Source organism: Microbacterium azadirachtae (genome assembly GCF_000956505.1).
GTDB classification, from domain to species: Bacteria; Actinomycetota; Actinomycetes; order Actinomycetales; family Microbacteriaceae; genus Microbacterium; species Microbacterium azadirachtae_A.
In genome coordinates this window covers 108,827-131,695 of sequence record NZ_JYIX01000040.1, presented here as the reverse complement: position 1 = coordinate 131,695, position 22,869 = coordinate 108,827, and the positions used below count along the sequence as shown (strand labels likewise).

The 22,869-nt window shown below is 67.5% G+C and carries 23 protein-coding genes and 1 other RNA gene; 17 read left to right on the top strand and 7 right to left on the bottom strand.

Going from position 1 to position 22,869, the window contains the following annotated elements:
- Positions 1-2: 2 nt before the first annotated feature.
- The 6 genes from RS86_RS18620 to RS86_RS18595 all read left to right on the top strand — a co-directional run bounded on the left by RS86_RS18620 (position 3) and on the right by RS86_RS18595 (position 5,509).
- Complete coding sequence (locus RS86_RS18620) at positions 3-227, top strand: DUF3046 domain-containing protein (RefSeq protein ID WP_045273773.1); 225 nt, start codon at positions 3-5, stop codon at positions 225-227.
- Positions 228-500: 273 nt separating this feature from the next.
- Positions 501-1,553 carry a recombinase RecA gene (recA, locus tag RS86_RS18615; RefSeq protein WP_045273772.1) on the top strand — a complete coding sequence of 351 codons (1,053 nt, stop codon included), beginning with the start codon at positions 501-503 and terminating at the stop codon, positions 1,551-1,553.
- 37 nt (positions 1,554-1,590) lie between these two features.
- The gene (locus RS86_RS18610; protein WP_045273771.1) at positions 1,591-2,418 is read left to right on the top strand and encodes a regulatory protein RecX; all 828 of its coding nucleotides are present in this window, start codon (positions 1,591-1,593) and stop codon (positions 2,416-2,418) included.
- Positions 2,419-2,529: 111 nt separating this feature from the next.
- A complete protein-coding gene (gene miaB / locus RS86_RS18605; RefSeq protein WP_045273770.1) occupies positions 2,530-4,080 on the top strand; it encodes a tRNA (N6-isopentenyl adenosine(37)-C2)-methylthiotransferase MiaB in 1,551 nt (516 codons plus the stop codon).
- Positions 4,077-5,051, top strand: a complete 975-nt coding sequence (gene miaA, locus RS86_RS18600) for a tRNA (adenosine(37)-N6)-dimethylallyltransferase MiaA (protein WP_419177714.1) — start codon at positions 4,077-4,079, stop codon at positions 5,049-5,051. The genes miaB and miaA overlap by 4 nt, the downstream gene beginning before the upstream one ends.
- Positions 5,048-5,509, top strand: a complete 462-nt coding sequence (locus tag RS86_RS18595) for a GNAT family acetyltransferase (protein WP_082076898.1) — start codon at positions 5,048-5,050, stop codon at positions 5,507-5,509. Before miaA ends, RS86_RS18595 begins: the two co-directional genes overlap by 4 nt.
- A gap of 40 nt (positions 5,510-5,549) precedes the next feature.
- On the opposite strand, the gene RS86_RS18590 is transcribed toward RS86_RS18595, so the two are convergent.
- Positions 5,550-5,801, bottom strand: coding sequence for a DUF4242 domain-containing protein (locus RS86_RS18590; RefSeq protein WP_045273768.1), 252 nt, complete (start codon positions 5,799-5,801; stop codon positions 5,550-5,552).
- A 154-nt stretch (positions 5,802-5,955) separates the two neighbouring features.
- Here RS86_RS18590 and RS86_RS18585 point away from each other — a divergent pair, with 154 nt between their 5' ends.
- On the top strand, positions 5,956-6,327 hold the full coding sequence (locus RS86_RS18585) for a helix-turn-helix domain-containing protein (RefSeq protein ID WP_045273767.1): 372 nt from the start codon (positions 5,956-5,958) through the stop codon (positions 6,325-6,327).
- Here RS86_RS18585 and RS86_RS18580 read toward each other — a convergent pair.
- The gene (locus tag RS86_RS18580; RefSeq protein WP_045273766.1) at positions 6,309-6,953 is read right to left on the bottom strand and encodes a ClpP family protease; all 645 of its coding nucleotides are present in this window, start codon (positions 6,951-6,953) and stop codon (positions 6,309-6,311) included. The genes RS86_RS18585 and RS86_RS18580 overlap by 19 nt on opposite strands.
- A 1-nt stretch (position 6,954) precedes the next feature.
- The gene (locus RS86_RS18575) at positions 6,955-7,575 is read right to left on the bottom strand and encodes a ClpP family protease (RefSeq protein WP_045273972.1); all 621 of its coding nucleotides are present in this window, start codon (positions 7,573-7,575) and stop codon (positions 6,955-6,957) included.
- Between the two features lie 145 nt (positions 7,576-7,720).
- Between RS86_RS18575 and dapF the strand changes: the two genes are divergently transcribed.
- A complete protein-coding gene (gene dapF, locus RS86_RS18570) occupies positions 7,721-8,593 on the top strand; it encodes a diaminopimelate epimerase (RefSeq protein WP_045273765.1) in 873 nt (290 codons plus the stop codon).
- Positions 8,594-8,653: 60 nt separating this feature from the next.
- Here dapF and RS86_RS18565 read toward each other — a convergent pair whose 3' ends face one another.
- Positions 8,654-9,295 carry a class I SAM-dependent methyltransferase gene (locus RS86_RS18565; protein ID WP_045273764.1) on the bottom strand — a complete coding sequence of 214 codons (642 nt, stop codon included), beginning with the start codon at positions 9,293-9,295 and terminating at the stop codon, positions 8,654-8,656.
- 74 nt (positions 9,296-9,369) lie between these two features.
- On the opposite strand from RS86_RS18565, the gene hflX reads away from it, so the two are divergent.
- Both hflX and RS86_RS18555 read left to right on the top strand, forming a co-directional pair.
- Positions 9,370-10,875: a GTPase HflX gene (gene hflX, locus RS86_RS18560; protein ID WP_045273763.1), complete on the top strand. Its 1,506-nt coding sequence runs from the start codon at positions 9,370-9,372 to the stop codon at positions 10,873-10,875.
- Between the two features lie 96 nt (positions 10,876-10,971).
- Positions 10,972-12,918: an MSCRAMM family protein gene (locus RS86_RS18555; protein ID WP_045273762.1), complete on the top strand. Its 1,947-nt coding sequence runs from the start codon at positions 10,972-10,974 to the stop codon at positions 12,916-12,918.
- 37 nt (positions 12,919-12,955) lie between these two features.
- Here RS86_RS18555 and RS86_RS18550 read toward each other — a convergent pair whose 3' ends face one another.
- Positions 12,956-13,612, bottom strand: a complete 657-nt coding sequence (locus RS86_RS18550; protein WP_045273761.1) for an SIMPL domain-containing protein — start codon at positions 13,610-13,612, stop codon at positions 12,956-12,958.
- A gap of 336 nt (positions 13,613-13,948) precedes the next feature.
- On the opposite strand from RS86_RS18550, the gene RS86_RS21035 reads away from it, so the two are divergent.
- Entirely contained in the window at positions 13,949-14,125 is a 177-nt protein-coding gene (locus RS86_RS21035) for a hypothetical protein (RefSeq protein WP_235281832.1), read from the top strand.
- Between the two features lie 180 nt (positions 14,126-14,305).
- Positions 14,306-14,675: a transfer-messenger RNA gene (gene ssrA, locus RS86_RS20220) on the top strand.
- 80 nt (positions 14,676-14,755) lie between these two features.
- Here ssrA and RS86_RS20215 read toward each other — a convergent pair.
- Positions 14,756-14,899, bottom strand: coding sequence for a hypothetical protein (locus RS86_RS20215; protein WP_419177713.1), 144 nt, complete (start codon positions 14,897-14,899; stop codon positions 14,756-14,758).
- Between the two features lie 45 nt (positions 14,900-14,944).
- Here RS86_RS20215 and RS86_RS20860 point away from each other — a divergent pair, with 45 nt between their 5' ends.
- Genes RS86_RS20860 through RS86_RS18535 form a run of 3 tightly spaced genes read left to right on the top strand, consistent with a single transcriptional unit; the run spans position 14,945 to position 15,788 of the window.
- Entirely contained in the window at positions 14,945-15,085 is a 141-nt protein-coding gene (locus tag RS86_RS20860; RefSeq protein ID WP_200892859.1) for a hypothetical protein, read from the top strand.
- Positions 15,082-15,300 carry a DUF3263 domain-containing protein gene (locus RS86_RS18540; protein WP_160299712.1) on the top strand — a complete coding sequence of 73 codons (219 nt, stop codon included), beginning with the start codon at positions 15,082-15,084 and terminating at the stop codon, positions 15,298-15,300. The genes RS86_RS20860 and RS86_RS18540 overlap by 4 nt, the downstream gene beginning before the upstream one ends.
- A gap of 41 nt (positions 15,301-15,341) precedes the next feature.
- Positions 15,342-15,788: a hypothetical protein gene (locus RS86_RS18535; protein ID WP_152642234.1), complete on the top strand. Its 447-nt coding sequence runs from the start codon at positions 15,342-15,344 to the stop codon at positions 15,786-15,788.
- A 520-nt stretch (positions 15,789-16,308) separates the two neighbouring features.
- On the opposite strand, the gene RS86_RS18530 is transcribed toward RS86_RS18535, so the two are convergent.
- Positions 16,309-20,043: a hypothetical protein gene (locus tag RS86_RS18530; protein WP_045273758.1), complete on the bottom strand. Its 3,735-nt coding sequence runs from the start codon at positions 20,041-20,043 to the stop codon at positions 16,309-16,311.
- 1,072 nt (positions 20,044-21,115) lie between these two features.
- Between RS86_RS18530 and RS86_RS18525 the strand changes: the two genes are divergently transcribed.
- Complete coding sequence (locus tag RS86_RS18525) at positions 21,116-21,598, top strand: hypothetical protein (RefSeq protein WP_152642233.1); 483 nt, start codon at positions 21,116-21,118, stop codon at positions 21,596-21,598.
- 309 nt (positions 21,599-21,907) lie between these two features.
- Entirely contained in the window at positions 21,908-22,618 is a 711-nt protein-coding gene (locus tag RS86_RS18520) for a hypothetical protein (protein WP_045273756.1), read from the top strand.
- Positions 22,619-22,869: the final 251 nt, after the last annotated feature.

The following is a 22,869-nucleotide window of genomic DNA, read 5'->3' as shown; positions in this document are numbered from 1 at the left end:
GGATGCGGCGCAGCGAGTTCCTCCGTGCGGTCGATGCGGAGTTCGGATCGCGTGGCGGTTCCCTGGTGGCGGACCTCGTTCTGAGCGCCGTCGGCGGGCGCACGGCCGCGCAGGCGATGGAGGCCGGTGTGCCTCCGCGGGACGTCTGGCTGGCGCTGTGCTCCGAGATGGACGTCCCGGAGTCGCACCGGTACGGCGCGGGCCGGCTGGAGCCTCGGCGGCGCTGAACGCGGTCGGATCCGGGCGCGCGGTGTTCGATCCGTTCCTCGGTCTTCTCGGCGTGTCGTCGAAGACATGTTCGAGATGCGCGTATCGTCCTGCACAGATGATTTCGTGATCGGGATCTGCACGACTTACGGGAACGCCGGCTGAATGTCGGAGGCTCCGCCTAGCGTGTTCGATATGACCACGAGGTCATACGCCTTGTCGGAGAGCTCGCCCCAGCCGGGGCAGCCGCGACAGCCTACAGGCGGCAGTTCACGAGCACGAAGGAGCACGTCATGCCCTCTCCCGCAGACCGCGAGAAGTCCCTTGAGACCGCACTCGCCCAGATCGACAAGCAGTTCGGAAAGGGCTCGGTCATGCGCCTGGGCAGCGATGAGCGTGCTCCTGTCGCTGTCATCCCCACCGGTTCCATCGCGCTCGACGTCGCGCTCGGCGTCGGAGGCCTGCCGCGCGGCCGCATCGTCGAGATCTACGGTCCGGAGTCCTCGGGTAAGACCACGCTGACCCTGCACGCGATCGCCAATGCGCAGCGCGCCGGCGGCATCGCCGCCTTCGTCGACGCGGAGCACGCCCTCGACCCCGAGTACGCCAAGAAGCTCGGCGTCGACATCGACGCGCTGCTCGTCTCCCAGCCCGACACCGGTGAGCAGGCGCTCGAGATCGCCGACATGCTCGTGCGCTCCGGTGCCATCGACCTCATCGTGATCGACTCCGTGGCCGCTCTCGTGCCGCGTGCGGAGATCGAGGGCGAGATGGGCGACTCGCACGTCGGCCTGCAGGCGCGACTGATGTCGCAGGCGCTGCGCAAGCTCACGGGTGGTCTGAACCAGACCAACACCACGATGATCTTCATCAACCAGCTGCGCGAGAAGATCGGTGTGTTCTTCGGCTCGCCGGAGACCACCGCCGGTGGTAAGGCGCTGAAGTTCTACGCGTCGGTCCGCCTCGACATCCGTCGGATCGAGACGCTGAAGGACGGCACGGAGGCGGTCGGAAACCGCACCAGGGTCAAGGTCGTGAAGAACAAGATGGCTCCGCCGTTCAAGCAGGCCGAGTTCGACATCCTCTACGGCGTCGGCATCTCCCGCGAGGGCAGCCTCATCGACTTCGGCGTCGACCACGGCATCGTGAAGAAGTCCGGCGCCTGGTACACCTACGACGGCGACCAGCTCGGCCAGGGCAAGGAGAACGCGCGCAACTTCCTGCTCAAGAACCCCGACATCGCAGAGACGATCGAGACGCAGATCAAGCAGAAGCTCGGCATCGGCGGTGCGGCGGCTCCGTCTGCGACGGCGGCCGACGAGCTCGCACAGCGGCGTCCGGCCTGACATGCGCCTCGACGACACTCAGCGACCGGAGTGAGCCGTGAGTGACGAAAGGGGCGGGGCATCGTCCGAGGACGACCGCCTCGCCCCCGTGATCCCGCTGTTCGGAGGGCGCGGTGCGCCCGCCGACGGCGGGCGCACGCGCCCGTCGAACCCGGCGTCCGCCGCGTCGTCCGCAGGGGACGAGTGGCGCTCGACCTGGGCTGCGGAGTCTGAGGCCGAGCGCCGTGGGCCGAGTTCCCGACACCCCGCCGCCGCGGCGCTGGCGCCCGAGGGCAATGCCTCCGCTCCGGCGGCACCCGCGCCCGCCCGTCGCGGGCTGCGCGCCGTCGGCCGTCACGGCGGGGACGACGCGGCCGTGCCGGACGATCCGATCGCCGACGCGAGCGAGCTGCTGGTCCGGAAGCTCCGCTCCAAGCAACTGTCCAGCGCGGAAGCGCGAGACGTGCTGCGTGAGAACGGCCTCTCCTCCGAGGACCGCGACCTCGTCGTCGAGCAGTTCGAGCAGCGCGGGTATCTCGACGACGTCTCCCTGGCCGAACTCCTGGTGACCTCGGGGTCCGAGCGCAAGGGACAGGGGCGTGTGGCGATCGCCCGCACGCTCAGCCAGCGCGGCATTCCGCGCCAGATCGCGGACGAGGCGCTGTCCGTCCTGGACGATGACGACGCCGAGCGGGCGCTCGACTATGCACGGTCCAAGGTGGCGGGTCTGCGTCGCTACGACGAGGACACCGCGATCCGGCGTCTCGTCGGACAGCTGTCCCGCCGCGGATACGGGGGCGGCGTGGCGCTGACCGCCGCACGCACCGCGTGGCGCGAGACGCAGCGCGGTTCGGGCGTCGGGCGGGTGCGGTTCGAGGAGAGTTGAACCCGGAGGGTGACTTTCGCATCATCGGGTAAGCGTCCGCATCATCGAGAACTGCTGCGCGAGAGCGAGCGGGGACCTTTCCCGCCAGGCGAAAGTAGAATGGCAGGCACTATGACCATTCCCCTCTCAGAGCCCACGCTCATCGCGCCCTCCGCCGCGGCGCTCGATGAGGCCGGGCAGCAGCGCACGTACGAGGTGCGCACCTTCGGATGCCAGATGAACGTGCACGACTCCGAGCGTCTGTCGGGCTCGCTGGAGAGCGCCGGCTACGTCCGTGCCGCCGCAGACGACGAGGCGGACATCGTCATCATCAACACGTGCGCGGTACGCGACAACGCCGCCGGCAAGCTGTACGGCACGCTGGGGCATCTGAAGAGCCGCAAGGACAAGCATGCCGGGATGCAGATCGCCGTCGGCGGCTGCCTGGCGCAGATGGACAAGCAGGCCGTCCTCGACAAGGCGCCCTGGGTCGACGTGGTCTTCGGCACTCACAACATGGGGTCCCTGCCCGGTCTGCTCGAGCGCGCCCGCCACAACGGCGAGGCCGAGCTCGAGATCCTGGAGGCGCTCGAGGTCTTCCCATCCACGCTGCCGACCCGTCGCGATTCGGCGCACAGCGGCTGGGTGTCGATCTCGGTGGGCTGCAACAACACCTGCACGTTCTGCATCGTGCCCAGCCTCCGCGGCAAGGAGAAGGACCGCCGCCCCGGCGACATCCTGAACGAGATCCGGCTGCTCGTCGACGACGGCGCGATCGAGGTCACGCTGCTCGGCCAGAACGTGAACTCCTACGGCGTCGAGTTCGGCGACCGCCAGGCGTTCGGCAAGCTGCTGCGCGCCGCCGGCGAGGTCGAGGGTCTGGAGCGGATCCGCTTCACGAGTCCGCACCCCGCGGCCTTCACCGATGACGTGATCGACGCCATGGCGGAGACGCCCAACGTCATGCCGCAGCTGCACATGCCGCTGCAGTCCGGCAGCGACAGGATCCTGCGCGCGATGCGCCGCTCCTACCGCAGCGAGAAGTTCCTGGGCATCCTCGACCGCGTGCGCGCGAAGATCCCGAACGCCGCGATCTCCACCGACATCATCGTCGGCTTCCCGGGGGAGACCGAGGAGGACTTCGAGGACACGATGCGCGTCGTGGAGCAGGCCCGCTTCGCGAGCGCCTTCACGTTCCAGTACTCGATCCGCGAGGGCACGCCCGCCGCGACCATGGAGGAGCAGGTCCCCAAGGAGATCGTGCAGGCGCGCTACGAGCGCCTCATCGCGCTGCAGGAGCGCATCTCGCTCGAGGAGAACCAGAAGCAGGTCGGCCGCGAGGTCGAGGTCCTGGTCTCCGTCGGGGAGGGCAAGAAGGACGCCGAGACGCACCGGCTCACCGGCCGCGCCCAGGACAACCGCCTCGTGCACTTCGAGCTGCCCGAGGGCTCCGACCGACCGCGGCCGGGCGACGTGGTGACCGTGACGATCACCCACGGGGCGCCGTTCCACCTGCTTGCGGACGCCATCGACGGCGCGCCGCTGCGGATCCGTCGCACGCGCGGCGGCGACGCCTGGGACCGGGCGCAGTCCGAGTCCTGCGCGGTGCCGGCGGCTCCCGCGTCTGACGGGACGCCGCGCGCGGTGTCGCTGGGACTGCCGACGCTCCGCGTCGGAGTGTGAGCGCGCCAGGCGCAGTGCCGGTCTCCGGATCCGTCGAAGGGCCCGACGTCACCGCCCCGCGTCTGTGGGCGATCGTGGGCGCGACCGGCACGGGCAAGAGCGACCTGTCGCTCGACCTCGCACAGGCGCTGGCTGCACGCGGTCGTCGCGCGGAGGTCGTGAACGCGGACGCCATGCAGCTCTACCGCGGCATGGACATCGGCACCGCCAAGCTCGCCGCCTCCGAGCGGCGGGGGATTCCTCATCACCTCTTCGACGTGCTCGACATCGCCGAGGACGCGGCGGTGGCCTGGTACCAGCCGCACGCCCGCGCCGCGATCGAACAGATCCATGACGGCGGCGCGGACGCGATCCTCGTCGGCGGATCCGGTCTCTACGTCTCCAGCGTGCTCTACGACTTCCGCTTCCCGCCCCGGGATGACGCGCTGCGTGCGCGCCTCGAAGCCGAGCTGGAGCACGACGGTCCGGGGCCCCTGCTCGCGCGTCTGCAGCAGCAGGACCCGGAGATCGCCGCACGGATCGACCAGAAGAACGGCCGCCGCATCGTACGGGCGCTCGAGGTCCTGGCACTGGGCGAGCGCACGCACGGCGCCGCGCTGCCCGAGCAGCCGGTGCCGTGGCACCCGCGCACGCGCGTGCTGGCGCTGGGCGTCGAACGCTCGGCGCTGGTCGAGCGGCTGGACCGTCGGGTGGAGCGCATGTGGGAGCAGGGGATGCTCGCAGAGGTCGAACGACTGCGCGGCGAGGGTCTCGAACGGGGCACGACCGCCCGGCGTGCGATCGGTTACGCACAGGCGCTGTCCCAGCTGACGGGCGCGCTCACCCGGGACGAGGCGATCGCGCAGACGCAGGCGCTGACCCGTCGCTACGCGCGCCGCCAGGTGTCCTGGTTCCGCCGGTACGCCGAGGCGGAATGGATCGACGCGCTGGCGCCGATCGACGCAGAGATGATCGTGGAGGAGAGCGCATGACCACCGGAATCGCGATCAGGGCCTTCGAGCGCGCAGACACGGACGCTGTCGTCGCCCTCTGGGAGGACGCGGGTCTGACCCGGCCGTGGAACGATCCGCGCGCCGACATCGAGCGCAAGCTCGCGGTGCAGCCCGAGCTCTTCCTGGTGGCGGAGGAGCGCACGCCGGATCCTTGCCACGACCATGCCGCCGCTCTGATCGTCGGCTCCGTGATGGCGGGCTACGACGGGCATCGCGGCTGGCTGTACTACCTCGCCAGCGCCTCGGATCGGCGCGGCGCCGGCATCGGCCGGGCGCTCGTCGCGGAGGCCGAACGGCTCCTGCGCGCGATGGGCTGCCCCAAGGTCCAGCTCATGGTGCGGGTGGGGAACGAGCAGGTGCTCGGCTTCTACGACGAGCTCGGCTACGAGCGCTTCGAGGTCGGCAATACCGGCAAGCGGCTCATCCACGACGTCTGATCGCTCGGTCGCCCTGGGCCGCGTCCGGGCGGCCTGAGCGTCAGCGACCCTCCTGGACGAGATGGATCTCGTCCGCGACGAGTCCGTGCGCCTCGCGGTGCACGGTGTTGGCGGCCTCCGCGTCCGGCGCGTCGACGAGGCAGAAGATCTTCCCTCCCTCCTCATCGACCCAGTAGCGCAGATAGTGCACGCCGTGCTGATCCTGCGTCGCAAGGTCGGCCGCGTGCGCCGCCGCGACGTCGTCCAGGGTGACGGGGCCGTCGAGCCGGTGGACATCCATGTAGAGCGCCATGATCTGATCCCTTCCTGCGGGGCGCACCGCCCCTCCGCCCGATTCCACTCCTCGATGATCGTGTGCGCATCCGGGTCAGCACCCGATTCGAGCGGCGTTCTGCTCTGAGCGGATCCGGTCGCGCCCGCGGAAGCAGCGTGCCTAGCATGGCGCCATGACCGCGACCCCTGAGCCTCTCCGCGTCGAGCACGCCCCCTCGCACGAGCCCCGGAAGAACCCGCGCACCGAACCGGAGCGCCTCTGGCGCAACGTCGTGGGCGAGCTGCTGCGCGACGCCCGCACGGATCGCGGCGAGACGCTCGCCGAGACCGCGCAGCGCGCCGGCGTCTCCCCGCAGTATCTGTCGGAGATGGAGCGCGGGCGCAAGGAGGCGTCCAGCGAGATGCTCGCCGCGGTATCCGGCGCGCTCGATCTCACGCTGCTGGATCTCACCCTCGGTGTCGCCGAGCGCATCACGATGGGCCAGGTGGCGCCGATCCGGCAGCCCGCGCAGCCGGCGCGCGCCGCCTACGCACTGGCTGCCTGAGCCCGGCCGGCCTCCACGGACGGAGGCCCCGGCAGCGGGGGCGCCTGCATCACGACCTGGTCCACGACCCCGTACTCCCGCGCGCCCTCTGCGGTGAGCACGAGATCCCTGTCCGTGTCGCGGCGCAGCCGCTCGGCGTCCTGTCCGGTGTGGGCGACGAGGATCTGCTCCAGGCTGTCGCGCACGCGGACGACCTCGTCGGCCTGGAGGATGAGGTCGGGGATCGTTCCGCGGCCCTGCGCGGCGGGCTGGTGCAGGATCACCCTGGCGTGCGGCAGGGCGGCGCGCTTTCCCGCCGCCCCCGCGGCCAGCAGCACCGCGCCGACGGACACCGCCTGACCGATGCAGAATGTGGCGACGTCGGAGCGGATGAAGCGCATGGTGTCGTAGACCGCGAGCATGGCGCTGGGATCCCCGCCCTCGCAGTTGATGTAGAGCTGGATGTCCCGGTCGCTGCCCGTGGCGTCGAGATGCAGGAGCTGCGCCACGAGCACGTTGGCGACGTCGGCGTCCAGCGGAGTGCCGAGATAGATCACCCGCTCGGCGAGCAGGTGGGAGTAGACGTCGAGCACGCGATCGCCTCGGGGGGAGGTCGCGATCACGTTGGGGACGAGGAACGAGGCCATGTCAGGCTCCTTCTGCGGTCAGGCCGATGCTTCGGCGGCTGGGTCGCGGCAGGACCGCCGCGAAATCCGTGGTGATCTCGTCGATGAACCCGTAGGCGAGCGCTTGGTCGGCGCTGTACCAGCGGTCGTGCAGCGAATCCTCGAAGACTCGCTCGATGCTCTGCCCGGTGTCGTCGGAGATCAGGCCCAGCACGGTGTCCCGGGTGTGCCGGAGATCCGCCGCCTGCAGTTCGACGTCGACGGCCGTGCCGCCGATGCCCGCGGAGCCCTGGTGCAGCAGGATCCGGCTGTGCGGCAGGGCGCGCCGCTTGCCCTTCGTCCCCGCAGACAGCAGGAACTGGCCGGCGCTGCAGGCGAGCCCGAAGGCGACCGTGGCGACGTCGCACGGAACGGTGCGCATGAGGTCGCGGATCGCGAGCATCGCGGGCACGGATCCGCCGGGGGAGTGGATCCAGAGTGTGATGTCGGCATCTGGATCTTCGGCGGCCAGGGCGAGCAGCTGGGTCATGAGCAGCACGCCGTTGTCGTCGTCGAGGGCGCCGTCGAGCACGAGCACCCGGCGCGCGAACAGCATCCGGCGCGTGTCGGCGTCGAAGAGGTTGCGAGGCATGTCATCGGTCATGTCCTCAGCGTGCGGCGGCGGGCGATCGCGGCGCCAGCGGATCTGCTCGGAGCGGATCCGCTCCCGGCAGAGGAGGCGCACGACCTGGGGGCGCAGCGGACGCTGCGCGCAGCCGCCGCAGAAGCACCGCCCCTAGAATCGACGCATGGTCGCATTCACCAAGGGGCACGGTACCGGCAACGATTTCGTCATCATCGCCGACCCCGACGGTGAATTGGAGCTCAACGCCGATCAGGTCGCCGCGCTCTGCGATCGCCACTTCGGCATCGGTGCGGACGGCCTGCTGCGCGTAGTGCGCTCCCGGGCACTTCCCGAGGGGACCGCTGCGCTCGCGGAGAACCCCGACGCGGAGTGGTTCATGGACTACCGCAACGCCGACGGCTCGGTGGCAGAGATGTGCGGCAACGGCGTGCGTGTCTTCGCGCACTACCTGCTGCGCACGGGGCTCGCCGACCTCGAGGAGGGCGGCGCGCTGCCGATCGGCACGCGTGCCGGGGTGCGCGACGTCACCCGCAGCGACGAGGGATACCGCGTCGACATCGGCGCCTGGCGGCTGTCCGGGCACGATCCGCTCGCCCGCGCCACGGGTCTGAGCGTTCCCCGCCCCGGTCTCGGCATCGACGTCGGGAACCCGCACGTCGTGGTCGCGATCGCCTCGGATGCGGAGCTGGACGGCCTCGAGCTCACGCACGGACCCGAGCTCGCCCCGATGCCGGAGCACGGAGCGAACGTCGAGTTCGTCGTGCCGGCGGAGCCCCTCGTGCACGACGGCGTCGGCCGGGTGCGCATGCGCGTGTTCGAGCGCGGCGTGGGGGAGACCCTCAGCTGCGGGACCGGCGTGGTGGCCACGGCTCTCGCGGTGCGGCACTGGGCGGGCGCTGCGGCGCCTCACGAGTGGCTCGTCGAGGTCCCCGGCGGTACGCTCAGGGTCACGATGGCCCCCGGTGCGGACGGCGAGCACGCCTTCCTGTCGGGACCTGCGCAGCTCGCCTTCTCGGGCGAGATCGAGCTCGCCTGACCGCAGGTCGCGTCACCGGTACCGCCCGGCGGCGACTCCGGGGTGCGGCGGTCGACGCGGCTACGGCAGCGTGATGGTGTCCGTGCGCGGCGTGCCGTGACGGCGGACCTTCAGTACGCGGAAGCCCCGGCCCGTCGTGGCGCGATAGATGCTGTAGCCGTCGTCGAAGGTGCTCGCCAGCCAGCGCTGCAGCGAATCGGCCCCGAGGTTGCGGCTCACCACGAACCAGCCATCCGCACGTTCGTCCAGCCGTGGAATCCAGCGCTCCAGCAGATCGTGCAGCTCGCTCTTGCCGACGCGGATGGGCGGGTTGGAACGGATCGATCGGAAGCTCACGTCGGCGGGAACATCGTCGGGCGTGACGGCGTTGACATTGTCGAGGCCGAGTTCCGCGGCGTTGCGGCGGACCAGATCCAGCGCCCGCTCATTGACATCCACCGCCCATACCGTCGCGTGCGGCGAGGCGAGAGCGAGCGAGAGCGAGATCGGACCCCAGCCGCACCCGAGATCGAGCAGGTGTCCGCCGGGCGGCGGGGGCGGGGTGTTCGCGAGGAGCACGGAGGTGCCGACATCCACATGATCGGGGCTGAAGACTCCGGCCGCGGTGGTGAGTTCGATCTCCTTGCCCGCGAGGGTCACCTTGATCCTGCGGAGGTTCTCGGGGCTGGCGGGGGCCGCAGTGAAGTAGTGGTCCGAGCCCATGGAGCGAGCGTAGCGGACACTCCCAGCTAAAGTTAAGGCGCCCGACCGAATCGGCGGGCACGAGAAAGGTGCGGATGACGCAGTCCACGACACATGACGAGCACGGCGACGCGGTCGAGCGCGTCCTGGCAGCAGCGGAGCGACGTGCGGAATCGCACGTGTTCGGATCCGCGCAGGCGCTGCAGGACACGGCCACCGCCGGCTACACCTCCACGGACGGTGAACAGTGGGAGGTGGAGGAACGGCACGCGCTTCGGCGCGTCGCGGGTCTCTCGACCGAGCTCGAAGACGTCACAGAGGTCGAGTACCGCCAGCTCCGCCTGGAGAACGTGGTGCTGGTCGGCGTGTACCCGCAGGGCGCGCAGGAGGATGCCGAGAACTCGCTGCGCGAGCTCGCCGCCCTCGCCGAGACCGCCGGGGCTGTGGTGCGCGACGGCCTGCTGCAGCGCCGGCCGCATCCGGATCCGGCCACCTACCTGGGCCGCGGCAAGGCGCAGGAGCTCAAGGACATCGTCGCCGCTGTCGGCGCAGACACGGTGATCGCCGACACCGAGCTCGCCTCGTCTCAGCGTCGTGCCCTGGAGGACGTCGTCAAGGTGAAGGTCATCGACCGCACCACGGTGATCCTCGACATCTTCAGCCAGCACGCCAAGAGCCGCGAAGGCCGGGCGCAGGTCGAACTCGCCCAGCTCGAGTACCTCCTGCCGCGTCTGCGCGGCTGGGGCGAGTCGATGAGCCGCCAGGCCGGTGGCCAGGTCGGCGCGGGCGGCGCCGGCATGGGCTCGCGCGGACCCGGTGAGACGAAGATCGAACTCGATCGACGTCGCATCCGTACCCGCATGGCGATGCTGCGCAAGCAGATCCGCGACTTCAAGCCCGCCCGTGAGGCCAAGCGCGCCGAGCGCAAGCGCCACACGATCCCGTCCGTCGCGATCGCCGGCTATACGAACGCCGGCAAGTCCAGCCTCCTCAACGCGCTCACCAGCGCGGGTGTCCTCGTCGAGAACGCGCTGTTCGCGACCCTGGACGCCACCGTGCGCCGGTCGGAGACGGCCGATGGCCGGGTCTACACCCTCACCGACACGGTCGGTTTCGTGCGCAACCTGCCGCACCAGCTCGTCGAGGCGTTCCGCTCGACGCTCGAGGAGGTCGCCGACGCCGATGTGATCGTGCACGTCGTCGACGGATCGCACCCGGATCCGGCCGGGCAGATCAAGACCGTGCGCGACGTGATGGGCGATGTGGGTGCGCGCAGCATCCCTGAGATCATCGTGTTCAACAAGGCGGATCTCCTGGACGACGACGAGCGGATGGTGCTGCGCGGGCTCGTTGCCGGTGCGCACTTCGTGTCGTCGCGCAGCGGTGAGGGCATCGCCGGGCTGCGGGCCGCGATCGATGAGGTGCTGCCCAAGCCGGCGGTCGAGATCAGCGCCGTCGTGCCGTACGACCGGGGCGATCTCGTCGCGGCCGTGCATGAGACCGGGCTGCTGCTCGAGGTCGCGCACGAAGAGGCGGGCACCCGCATCCACGCGCACGTCAACGAGCGTCTCGCCGCGGAACTCGCGCCCTTCGCGGTCTGAGATCCACAGGCGGAGGGCCTGCCCTCCCGACGCGGTGCGTCCTTCGGTGACGCTGCGCGCACCGCGTCGCGCGGAGAAATCTGCCAACATATCGGTATGAGACGTACCGTCGCGTTCGCTGCCGCCGCTCTGGCGACCCTCACCGCCCTCGCCCTCGTCGCGCCCGCCTCGGCCGCGACGGGCACGCCCTGGGCAGACTGGGGCGAGCTGAAGGGATCCTCCGGCGCCTACACGGGCACGATGACGGCCGCGGCTCCGCAGCTGGACGCGACGTACACGAGCGATTCGCGTGGCGGATCCGTCGGCGTGATCAGCGGCGCCAGCGTGTGGCTCGCGGCGACCACGCCGGTCGGTGCGAAGTACGGCAGCAGCCGCGACCAGCAGTACCTGAACCTGCGCCCGCGTGCCGACAACGCCTCGTCGCCCTCCGAGACGACGTACACCTTCGCGCATCCGACCCCGACCGCCGGGTGGACGTTCGTGCTCGGCGACATCGACGCGGACAAGGTCTCGATCTCGGCCGTCGGCCCCGGCGGCCATGTGCTCACCGCCGCCGAACTGGGCTTCCGCGGAGGCTTCAACTACTGCGCGCCGGGGTTCGCGGGCAAGCCCTCGTGCACGGGGGAGGCGGCCGACGTGCCGAGTTGGGACGCCTCCACGCTGACCCTGACCGGCAATGCGGCGGCGGCGGACACCAGTGGCGCGGCCGCCTGGTTCGAACCGAACGCGCCGATCTCGTCGCTGACGTTCACCTTCACCCGCCGAGCCGGGTTCCCGGTGTATCAGACCTGGTTCGCGGCGATCACGCGCGCCGTCTCGGGCACCGTTCTCGATCAGACCGCGAGCACGCCGGCGTCCGGCGTCGAAGTGCGCCTGACCGGGCCGGACGGCACGGTCATCGGCACCACGACGACCGCGGCCGACGGCACGTACGCCTTCGGCGGCGCCGTCGCCACGGACGGATACACGGTCGAGATCACGCCGCCTGCAGGCAAGACCAGCGACCTGCGATCGCGCCAGGTCGACCTGACCGACGCCGACGGCACGGCCGACTTCGCGGTGCGCGACATCATCCCCGTTCCCGTCTCCGGGACGGTGAAGGACCAGCACGGCACCCCGATCCCTGGGGCCACCATCACGCTCGACGGCGGACGCACTACGGTCACCGGCGCGGATGGGTCGGACCTCTTCGATGACGTGCCGGTCGGCGTTCACGCCGTCACGATCACCACGCCCGATGGCTACACCGTGGTGTCCGCGCCGACGCCGTTCACGGTGCCGGGCAACGACGAGACGCCGATCACCGGCAAGGACTTCGTGCTGCAGGTACAGCCGACGCTCTCCGGGACCGTGACCGCGGCCGGCGTCGGCGTCGGGGGCGTGGTCGTCACCGCGGAGGGGCCGGGCGGCACCGAGCAGACGGTGACCGCCACCGACGGCAGCTACTCGTTCCCCCGGCTTCCGTCGGGCGACTACACGGTGCGCGTGGAGGCCCCGCAGGGCTACGTCGTCTCGGGTGACGCGTCGCGTGCGGAGACGGTCGCTGCCGATGACATCGAGAACGTGGACTTCGCGCTCGCCCGTCTCGGATCCATCGCCGGCACGGTCACGGATGACGGCGGAGCGCCGCACCCGGACGCGACCGTGACCATCACCGGCCCCGGCGGCCCGTTCGTGGTCACCACGGCCGCGGACGGCTCGTATGCGCTCGGCGAGCTCGCGCCCGGCGTCTACACGATCGATGTCGCAGTGCCCGATGGCTTCACCGGTGCGACTCCCGCCACGCGCACGGTGACGATCACCGAGCAGGGCGAGCTGATCGAAGGGCAGGACTTCGTCCTGACGCCCGTGGTCGTCACGCCGACCCCCACACCGACTCCGACGGTCACGCCGACCTCAGCGCCCACGACGACTCCGGGGGGATCCGCCAGCGGAGCGCTGCCCGCGACCGGCGCCGATCCGCTTCCGGTCATCGGCGCCGGAGCGGTGCTGCTGCTCGGCGGTGCGCTCGCCCGGGCCTTCGTGAGGCGCCGCAGGGCCTGACCCCGCAGCACGTGGTCGAGGCGCGGTTCCTGTCTGCTCAGGCGGCGACGAATCGCGCCTCGACGGTCGCGGACACCGTGATGTCGTCGCCCTGCAGCTCGAGCCCGGCGCCCGACGGGGGAGCGGCGAACGCCCGCATCGCCTTCGGGGCCATGTCCGCCGCGCCGCGGTCGGTGATCAGCCCGGCATCGGCGATCTCGATCGGCTCGACCTTCGTGAGTCCAAGGGCCGCCGCATAGGCGCCGGCGCGCGTGACCGCGGTGCGCACCGCCTCCGACGCCACCTCCTGCTCGACGCGGGCTCGGGTCTCGGGCGTCAGGATCCAGTCGGTGCCGTTCACAGCGATGCCGTCGCCGGTCGATACCTCGGCGACCCACGCGGAGAGCGCGGCGAAGTCCACGAACGTCGCGGTGAAGTCGACCGAGGCGTGATGGACGAGGGCGAGCCGCGTGCCGTCATTGCTCCATGGCCGTTCCGAGCGCACGGAGAGGCGGCGGCTGGACCAGGTCTCGACGGCGCCGGCCTTTTCCTGAGCGGCGATGCCTTCGCGCACGGGCTCGGCGAGGGCCAGCGTGCGGGCGACGACGGCTTCGCGATCGGGGCCGTCCAGCGCGACGGACAGGGTGACGATGGCGCGTTCGGGTGCGATGCGCACCTCGTTCTCGCCGCGGACGGTGATGACGACCTCGCTCATGTCGCGACTCTACGGCACGGTCGGATCCCACGGGACGTCTCCGTGTGCGCGGCGGACGTCGCTCTCCGCGTGCTAGCACGGTGCAGCGCGGACGTGGTGCGCGCGTAGAATTCGCGCACCGCGGCGCAGTTCCGCGCCTCGGCGAAGAAGATCTGCGTGAAGGAGGACCATCAGATGAAACGACTGGCGATCGGCTGTGCGATCGCGCTGGGGCTCGTTGCAGCGGGATCCAGCGCGGCATATGCAGGCGAGACCAACGGGAACGGGGATCCGACATCCGGACCCTCCCACGCCGCGTCCGAATGCGCCTACTCAGGGCTGGACAGGATGGATTCGGTGGAGAACAACCCTCCGGGGTTCGATGACGACGCGATCGCGATGCGGGGGAATCAGAGCCCTGGCGGCGTCGACAGGTATCACGGTGTGCAGTCCTACGGGTCATTCGTGAAGGCCGGCCTGAAGGAGTTCGTGCCGTCACCTGGCGTGGCGTGCAACGGCAGCGGCGGAAAGTGATCGCGCGACGTTGAGGTCGTTGATCAGCGGCGGTGCCCTGGGGAAAGGGGCGGGGCATCGCCTTGCGACCCGCGGAATGGCGCGGACGCTTCAAGCGTTGTAGTCTGTGATGCTCGGGCGCTTCGCGCGCCCGCTGGTAATTCCACAGAGCGACAGCGGCTCCTTCGCGAGAAGGACCACGGGGCTGATCGGTTTCGACAGCGCCTGTGAATCCACGAGAAGCGGGCCGAGGATGCAGGGTTATCTCGTGAACGCTCCCTGCAAAACAATAAGTGCCAATGCAAAGCGCACTGACTTCGCCCTCGCTGCGTAAGCGAGCCCGATAGTCCGTCAGGCCGTATGTGATTCCGATACGGATCCTGACGTCATCTAGGAATCTTGCTGTGCGATGGCGTCTGGACGTCGCACGGGACTCTTCCCAGGCTGGGCTTGTCGACTTAGGTGTCTGTGACAAAGGTCGGAGCCGAGTAGAACGTCTGCACAGACTGCGCCCGGAGAAGGCGTGGAGACTCAGCGTTGGACGGGGGTTCGATTCCCCCCAGCTCCACCGTGCCGCTGTCGCAATCAACGAGGCCCGCCTCCCTAGTGAACGCTGGGGAGGCGGGCCTTTTTGTGTCTGTGGATAACTCGTCAGGCGGCGAGGTCTGCCCACACTTTGCCCACATCGGCCGCTGTCGCTCGCTCATCGAGCCTGTTGGCGACGTCGTCGAGGTCGTCGTCGAACAGGTCCGCGTACGTGCCGAGCGTCATCGCGGCCGACTTGTGTCCGAGCATCCGCTGCACGGAAGCCCCCTGGTCACAGAGTTCCCAGTCACGGCGATGGACACGATCCCGTACGTTCCGCGGGGCGAGCTGCCGTCGATCCCGCCAGGGCACGGCTACCGACGCCCCGTGGACACGACATGGATGGACGACGACGTGCAGCCGGCCGCCGGCGACGGAGGGGAGTGGGGCGCGTGAGCCCAGCCGAGCTCCTCGCCTTCGAGGCTGCGAATCCGGGATGGTCCAGCAACAAGGAGATGCGGATCCGGCGCGAGCTGCAGGTCACACCTCCGCGCTATCTCCAGCTGCTCCTGCGCGCAGCCGACAGCACCGAGGGGATGCTGGCCGATCCAATCACGGCGCGCCTCGTGCGATCTCCAGGGCGCCGCGCGCGGGTAGCCGCGCAGCGCTAGTAGCGTCCGGCGGCCAGCTCCCCAGGCGATAGCCTCTGCCTATGAAACGATCTCTGGTCGGAGCGGCGAGCGCTGTACTGTTGGTTCTCGTGCTCGCCGGTTGCACCTCTGCTCGTCCCGCCGCCGACGCGCCTGCATCTACCGCTTTGTCGAAGCCGATCAGCACTGCGTCGACCGCGTCGCGGCCCGCGAAGCCCGCGCCGGCGCCGACTCCGACAGGCGTCGATCGCACCTTCAAGGCGCAGTCGGTCGGAGGCGGCATCATCACGAAGGCGATCGAGGAACCGGCTGGCACGATCCGGCTCTACACCGGCATCGCGCAGCCGTTCAGCGCGCCCCAGGCGCCGGCTCGGCAGGAAGCGCTGATCGCGTGTGAAGCGGTCCGGGCGCAGATGGGCGCCTCGACGGTGATCGTGCTCGACGCGGGTGAGAAGGGCTTCGCGTTCTTCAACGCGACCAACTACCCGGAGTGCGCACTCGCCCGATGATGCCGTGATCGGCTGCCCACATTTTGCCCACCCCTCCGCCCTTCGGACCCTCCAAACGCCCGACACTTGCCTACGCTTTCCCCGCGTGATTCCGCGGGCGTCACGGTGCGGGGCAAGGCATAGTTCGATTCCCCCCAGCTCCGCGAATGGTGTCAAACATGTGTATCACCACACTGCGAGTGGGGGTTCAGAATGGTCGTCACCATGTGTATCATCCGAGACAACTTGAGCGTCTCGGAGAACGGTCGCTGTCACCAGTGGAAATGGCATCGCGCACGCGGTCGACCGCGCTGTCGTCAGGGTGGTAGATCGCGCGCGTTTTCGACATCCATGCGAACGGCGAAACGATACCCGCCGCTCGCAAGCCTCTACCTGTCGTTCAGGAGCTTCTCGGGCACAAGCCTCAGTACAATCAATCGCTATCTCTATCGCGAGCGCCCCCGAGGAACCGTCGTCAACGGTGGTCCCTATCAATCGTGCGGTGTGGAAAGCTGACGGGCTATGAGCTGGTGTGCTGGCGTTATTGTAGGCGCGCAACGTACCTGGTTCCTAGACGCTTGAAGTTCTCCTCCCTTACGTGCTTGACCGTGCTGCCGACAAAACGGTTTAGGACCTCGTGATGTGGGGTGTTGTGTGGGAAGTTCGGTCTTCCGCTACCCCCGCTGGCAACGCGAGCATAATCCCCTCCAAGGCCAGCGAGGATCTGACGGGCATCGTCAAGGTCGACCAGCGTCTCGCTGTTAGCTAGGAGCGCCACAATCTGCTCGTGCCAGGCACCTGCTTGATGCAGCGCTGTTATGCGCGCGGGGCGAAGTCTCCATCCTTGGGATACAAGTACGGATGCGATTGCGCGCGCCTCGGCTCTGGTCGCCGTCGTCAGAAGTGACGGAAGACCGGTTACGACAGCGATCCGGGCCTTCTGTCCAGGAACTTTGCTGAGCAGGAACGACGCGATCCAGCGAGCCGGCAAGATCGCTGGGGCAACGAAGCTGGAGAACTGCTTCGATGATTTGATGGTTCGCTCGAGCGTGGGCCAGTCGACCATAAGCACGGTGCCGAACGTGCTCGCGTCATCCTCCAAGAGCCGCGCGGTAAGAAGCCGTGCGACGAGATCGCCGCTCTCAGGAGTGAGAGCGGACGGTTCCAACTTGCCGGTACCAAGCGTCGACACGGTGCGCACACGAGCGAGAGTCGAGGGGATGACATCTCTCGCCTGAAGGATGGAATGCGCCAGCTCTACGCGCGTCGCTGTATCGAGCTTCGTGGGCTCCAAGATCTTGCGAGGGTTCAGCAACTTGGCAAGACGGTCATCGACACCGTATTGCTCTACGTACGCAGCGACGTTGACCGCTGACGGCACCACTCTCTGGGCACCAACGATCTCAGGCCAGGCATCAACCTCGAACGCCGAGAGGTCTGGCACCTGCATCGGGAGCGTCGCAGCGAAGACCAACGGGAGCTTCTCGCGGTCCACCGCGTGTACGTCCTGGATCAGCGTCACGAGCTGCGCGACATTCTTCACTGTCGTGACGGACTGCGACTTGGATTGCGCCAAGCCCGCGTAGTCCGCCACGTTTTGCAGAATGTGATCGTAGAGATCGCGATTCGTTCGACGTAGGGTGCCGAGATCGATGTTCCCGCTAGGCACGAAGGCGCGGAGGTTGACCATGGTCACCGGGAACAGGCCGAGCGACAGTACGGCGTCTCGGGCATCGGACGATAGCGGAGTCAGATCGGGGATCGGATGCCCCTGGCCGTCGAGCAGACCGACAACGAATGCGGCCTGTGTCCTTGACGCGGGGGACGTGAAATTCGTGAGCTGGCTGTAGCGGTCCGCGATAAGCGCCGCGATGGACGGGCTCGACGCCTGGCTATCTCCCTGGATCTCTGCAAGAACCAAATCGAGAATGTCCAAGCGGGATCCATCGGCGACTGCGCTCGATGTCGCTGCATAGTGAGTGACCTCCCGCCAATGGGAAACCATCGTCGCGAGAAGGGCGCCGGGAGAACTGCCCTGAGTCATGTAGGCATCGAGGAACTCAAACCTGGCGTCGCCCATCTGTCCAAGCTGCTGACCTACCCGGGCTGCTGCCGCGGGGCGTTCATGCAGCAGATGGTCGACGAAGTCGATGTTCAGGACGCTCGCATCACTGAACAGATCGGCTCGGTCATTCTTGTCGGCCTTCTGTTCACGGAGGATCTGCTGAACGTCACGCTTGCTGAGCGGATAGTTGGTGTCAGGCACGCCGGGGCCGATGCATCGGTAGATGTACTCGCGCGCGGCCTTGCTGAGGTGCTTCCCGTAGTAGTTTGACGTGTATAGGGCAAAGTGGGACGTTATGTATCCGTGGCGCACGAGTTCGCGGGACATCTCGGACGGCAAGATCGCGGATGTGAGGTCTGCGAAGCAGGCCTCCGTTCTTTCGCCTAGAGCCACTCTCAAGCGAGCTTCCTCTTCAACCGTGAGGTCCAGTTCATCAGCGGGGATCGTCAAGTCTCGTCGTGCATGCAGTTGCGCCCACGTGTGATGCCGTAGCAGGGCGACCGTCTCAATGAGGTGGCGCTCCTGGGTCTCAACGAGCTTCCCGTCCTGTTTCGCCCAATCAGCCGGGTTGATGGGTGTTTCCAGGAGACGCGTCAAGCTCTCGGTGGAGAGTGTGAAGGCTGTCGACGTGCCGTTGCTGCGGTTCAGGTTCAGCACGAGTTCGCCGTCCTCGGCAACGGAGGTCCACCCAGAAGGTGTGGTGATGGCGTCCTCGAGCTCAGGATCCAGCGCGACCGTGAGGGGGCTCGGTGCGGAATCGTTGAGGACATCCCGAAGCACCTGAAGACGTTCTCCAAGCGTGCGAGCTTGTTCCTCGGCGGTAGGTGTGGGGCGGCTTGCCGTTCGATACTCGTTCAGGCGGCGGGTCGCCAAAGGAATCGCCCGGGCGATGAGCGCGCGCCATGCAACGTAAAGGTGGTCCAGCGAACTGTCGCGGTGTCTGATGTTTTCGAAGTCTGCGAGATGCGTGTTCTTGAATAGCACGATGGCGAAGACCAGGTTGTTGTTGATGTCAGGAAGAGCGCGCTTCGCGACAACGAGCTCCTGCCGATACACCTCGAATTCGTTGCGGATGTTGTGAATCATTCGCATGTCGGCGACGTGCCTGGCGGCCAGTCGGATCAACGCCGGCTTGATCTTGAAGTCCGGGCTCTTCATCGCCTTTGACATGACGTCTCGCGCGTTGTCTGGGCTGATGAACGGCACGACAGGGATGACCACGTCAAAGAATTTGGTGCGACTGGCTCGCTTCAGTGCCTCCTTGACGCGGTCGGAGAGCGCAGCGTTGATGTCCAGCTCCGAGGCTTCGGCGCCAATCTTCTCGAACACGCTGTCGCGGATCGCGTAGACGAAGACAATGCGTCGCTTGAGCTGATGAGACTCATTCAGCAAGTTGTTAAGCGCGCGTAGGGTGTCGAAGATCTCGGCATCTTCGAACCGGTCGATGTCCTCGATGAGCACCAGGCTCGTCCCAGTCGCCTCAAAGAAGTAGACGATCTCATCTAGGTATGCGTCGAAATAGGTTTCTGATTTCTTGGCTAGTGTCACGGTCGTAATCGCCGCGTTCACGGAGGCGCTCATGAGCGGGCGCGAGCGTGCGACGAGCACAGCAAGCCACGTTGCGCCCACTATGAGGATCGCCGCGACCATGTATGCGAGAGCGTGGCGCCACCACCCATCGAACCAGCTTGTGATGAGGGGGTGCAGTGGGCCAAGAGCGAAGAGGACCAACGCGATGCTCAGCCCGATGACCAAGGCGCTTCGCAGTCCACGGAACCGGGGCGGCACGCTTGCACGGTGAAACCGAGTTCGCGGGACTTCGAGCACCGCGGTTCGGTAGAGGAGTTGCTTGACTATCTCCTTCTGGATGAGGTTCACCTGTGAGGTTGGCGACGAGGCATCCTCATCGTCGGGCACGCCCCGCGGAGCGATGGTGGAGAGCGCGAGGGTGACCGTCTGATCCCGATATCGGGGGTGAGTCTTGAGGTGCTCAAGAACGCTGCTCTTTCCCGTCCCGTAAGCACCAGTGAGCGCGATATTTCGGCTGCCGTCGTGAGCGATTGCGCGCTCGAGAAGGTCGAAGTACAGCTCGTGACGAGGGGGATCGAACATCGGCGCCAGGCTGCCCAAGCGCAGGGTCTGCCCAGTTCGAGGGAGAGCACCGTCGGCACGGTCATCATCGGCTGATGTCGAGATGAGATTGTCTGGCATGGCGACATCGTATTCTCAATGCGGCATGTCGAACGGAAGCGATCTGCTCAGGATCTACCCGTTGCGGACTGTCCGGCCCATTGCCCATCGCGAGTTCCCAGGCCCGTTGCGTCGCGCGCGGCATCGTGCGGTCGAGGGTTCCGGTTGAGCGTCGCCGAGCGCCTGGTGTACGTAGACAGAGACCCTGTTGTCGACTCGGAAGCAGAGATCAGAGCTGAAGTTCCTGTAGACCGCCGCACGCTCCGGTGCGCTTCAGCCTCTGACGGATCACGTACTCAACCTCCGCGAAACATCCGGTCTCGATCTACCCGCGTCCATTCGTTGCCACCCGAGCCGGGGTGCGTTTTGGGCCGAGGAGATTCGCATCGATGCGGAGCTTCTCCGCTCTAAGCCGCGTGCGGCGAGGTGAAGATCCGCGCCGATGAATAGGTCTTCCGCTGCTGGGTGTGGGGGAATGCCGTCGGGAATCAGTCACTGCTGCTTAACAATCAGGGTCGGCCTGAACTGGACCTGCATTTCGAGGCGATCCGGAGCCGAAGCGTAGCGGCACACGTGTAGGTCGAGACGCGGGTGGCGTCGGTCGATGAAGTGAATGTTTCGTACGGCTGAGCACGATTATGCGACATGAGAAAGGCCATAGTCGCATGGCTTCTCGCAAGGCTGGACACGTGGGAACAGAGCCGGCGACATGGACTGCGGAGTGGGAGAGCCTCGCAGTGGCGCTTGCTCACAACCTGTAACGAGCTCGTTTTGCGAAGGATCTGAGCCAGGAAGCTGTGGCTTATCAAGTGGGGCTCGCATGGTACACATACCAAGCTCGCGAACGCGGGCAGTCTCAGTCGCTTCACCGATGAATCCGACTCTGCGAGTGATGGTCGCGGTGTCTCAGGTGCGTGAGGTCCCCGTGAGTGATTTGCTTCCTCCGCAGGCCCCAGATGCGACGACCCCGGTAGCACATCATCGCTCCCGGGGCTGGCTTGCGGATTAGCGCTGGGTTCGAGCGCTAGAGCGCAAACGGCGGGACAAGCATGCGGTTCAACTCGGCAAGCTTGCGTCATGGTAGATAGCGGAGATGTCGAGGGCCGGTCCCAGCGACGCCGCTTCGGAGTCGAGGTGTTTCGGTGCGGAGGGCTTCACGGTCTTCATGGGCGTCGACGAGAACGCCGATGTCGGAGACCTGACGATCCGTGCGCTGGCAGGATGCGAGATCCGCGACGATCGACGTCTCGCGAAGAACGTCCGCAGCGTCTGGCTCCGCTTCCCGCAACCGCTGAAGCAGGGTGAGTCGGCGATGACGGAGACCGTCGTCACGCAGGATGATGGAGCGCCTCTCGATCTGGACACAGACTACGAGGTCGCCGCGGAGCAACGACTCGAGGAGATCCTGATCTGGGTGCGCTTCGCCCCCACTGAGGTACCGCGTCGATGCTGGGTCTATTTCAGCGAACGGGGCATGAGCCATGAGTGGCCCGTCGAGGTCGATGCCACCGCATCCGTGCACTACCGGCAGCGGGACTTCGGCCCTGGCGCCATCGGCATCCGCTGGGCCTGGTGAGCGGGCTCTCGATAGCAGCTCGTCGATGTCGCGACGATCCGCAGCGACGTGAAGCTGACCCCAGGATCCCTGTCTCCGATCGATTTTGACTCGCGGCGATCGGTTTTTCGCCAGTTTGCCCTCGGAGAACGGGTGGGGAAACCATGTCCGGTCTACTGGCTGCAAGGCGGTCCGATCCGGGCCGTTCTGACGCCACTGGGGAGTGCGTCGCGGGGGACGAAGACTCACGGTGTCATCAGCCGCATCGGCTGACGACCTGATCGAAGCATCACCACGGCCTTCCCTTGCCCGACAGCATGGAGATTGCAGATGACTTCGGAACATCCCACGAGCGCCCCGCAGCAGCGGATCACGCGCCGCACGATCGTGAAGGGCGCGGCCTGGTCGATCCCCGTGATTGCGGCTGCGACGGCCGCACCCATGGCGGCGGCGAGCGGCACGGCCTGCCCCTCTCTCAGCTATTACTGGGGAGGGACGGTCCACGACGACTGGACCAACCTGACCACCGGACGCGACAAGGACAAGACGACGTCCTCGACGACCGGAACGATGTATCTCAAGTTCGGAAATGACGCGCCGGGCGGCTGGCCCGCACTCTCGTTCTCGTCCGCGCAGACCGTCACCATCGACGTCCTTTCGATCACGTACAGCTACACCTTTCCCTGGAAGGTTGCGTCCTGGACATCCATCCCCGCGGGCTGGCAGCTGACCAGCAGCACGCATGTCGGCGCGAACTGGGTGTACGAGTTCACGCGCACAGGTCTTCCGGCCAGCACCGTTGTGACGTCCAACACCGCTCCTGGTACGACGGCGATCCCTTTGTCGGCTGCCGCGACGGGCACGACCGACATGTCGACGGTGCCGGTCGGGTACGACGTCAGTTCTGAGCCTTACTCGATCTCGATGACAGTGACGTACGTGCCGCACTTCACGCAGTCCCCGAGCTGCACGATGTCGAACGGGGAGAACGACGGTGTAGTACGCGTCCGGACGGGCCAGTTCAGCGGCATCATGGTGTAGTTCTCCCGGGAGTCGCGTAAGGGTGAGGCGATCAGGTTCTCGTAGAGCTTGACTCCGGCGCTCCAGCGCGCAGGATGTAGGCATCACCCGGCTTGCCGTCATGGCTGTCGTGTCGGCGCGTCCTGATACTCGTCCACCATGTTCGGTGTCTGCGCCGCAGACCTGCGGCTGAGCCGCATGGTCCGTCTGATTCGAAGGTCAAGATGTCCAGTCAATCGCCGCCAGGGGCGCCGACCGCAGCTCTCGAAGCT

Excerpts from the sequence above, each read along its gene's own strand:
- miaB (WP_045273770.1), top strand. The coding sequence starts at position 2,530 with ATGACCATTCCCCTCTCAGAGCCCACGCTCATCGCGCCCTCCGCCGCG.
- RS86_RS18530 (WP_045273758.1), bottom strand. The coding sequence starts at position 20,043 with ATGCCAGACAATCTCATCTCGACATCAGCCGATGATGACCGTGCCGAC.
- RS86_RS18590 (WP_045273768.1), bottom strand. The coding sequence starts at position 5,801 with ATGGCGCTCTACATGGATGTCCACCGGCTCGACGGCCCCGTCACCCTG.
- RS86_RS18555 (WP_045273762.1), top strand. The coding sequence starts at position 10,972 with ATGAGACGTACCGTCGCGTTCGCTGCCGCCGCTCTGGCGACCCTCACC.
- RS86_RS20215 (WP_419177713.1), bottom strand. The coding sequence starts at position 14,899 with ATGCTCGGACACAAGTCGGCCGCGATGACGCTCGGCACGTACGCGGAC.
- recA (WP_045273772.1), top strand. The coding sequence starts at position 501 with ATGCCCTCTCCCGCAGACCGCGAGAAGTCCCTTGAGACCGCACTCGCC.
- hflX (WP_045273763.1), top strand. The coding sequence starts at position 9,370 with ATGACGCAGTCCACGACACATGACGAGCACGGCGACGCGGTCGAGCGC.
- RS86_RS18535 (WP_152642234.1), top strand. The coding sequence starts at position 15,342 with ATGAAACGATCTCTGGTCGGAGCGGCGAGCGCTGTACTGTTGGTTCTC.
- dapF (WP_045273765.1), top strand. The coding sequence starts at position 7,721 with ATGGTCGCATTCACCAAGGGGCACGGTACCGGCAACGATTTCGTCATC.
- RS86_RS18520 (WP_045273756.1), top strand. The coding sequence starts at position 21,908 with ATGACTTCGGAACATCCCACGAGCGCCCCGCAGCAGCGGATCACGCGC.
- RS86_RS18575 (WP_045273972.1), bottom strand. The coding sequence starts at position 7,575 with ATGACCGATGACATGCCTCGCAACCTCTTCGACGCCGACACGCGCCGG.
- RS86_RS20860 (WP_200892859.1), top strand. The coding sequence starts at position 14,945 with ATGGACACGATCCCGTACGTTCCGCGGGGCGAGCTGCCGTCGATCCCG.
- RS86_RS18525 (WP_152642233.1), top strand. The coding sequence starts at position 21,116 with ATGTCGAGGGCCGGTCCCAGCGACGCCGCTTCGGAGTCGAGGTGTTTC.
- RS86_RS18595 (WP_082076898.1), top strand. The coding sequence starts at position 5,048 with ATGACCACCGGAATCGCGATCAGGGCCTTCGAGCGCGCAGACACGGAC.
- RS86_RS18565 (WP_045273764.1), bottom strand. The coding sequence starts at position 9,295 with ATGGGCTCGGACCACTACTTCACTGCGGCCCCCGCCAGCCCCGAGAAC.
- RS86_RS18585 (WP_045273767.1), top strand. The coding sequence starts at position 5,956 with ATGACCGCGACCCCTGAGCCTCTCCGCGTCGAGCACGCCCCCTCGCAC.
- RS86_RS18620 (WP_045273773.1), top strand. The coding sequence starts at position 3 with ATGCGGCGCAGCGAGTTCCTCCGTGCGGTCGATGCGGAGTTCGGATCG.
- RS86_RS18550 (WP_045273761.1), bottom strand. The coding sequence starts at position 13,612 with ATGAGCGAGGTCGTCATCACCGTCCGCGGCGAGAACGAGGTGCGCATC.
- RS86_RS18580 (WP_045273766.1), bottom strand. The coding sequence starts at position 6,953 with ATGGCCTCGTTCCTCGTCCCCAACGTGATCGCGACCTCCCCCCGAGGC.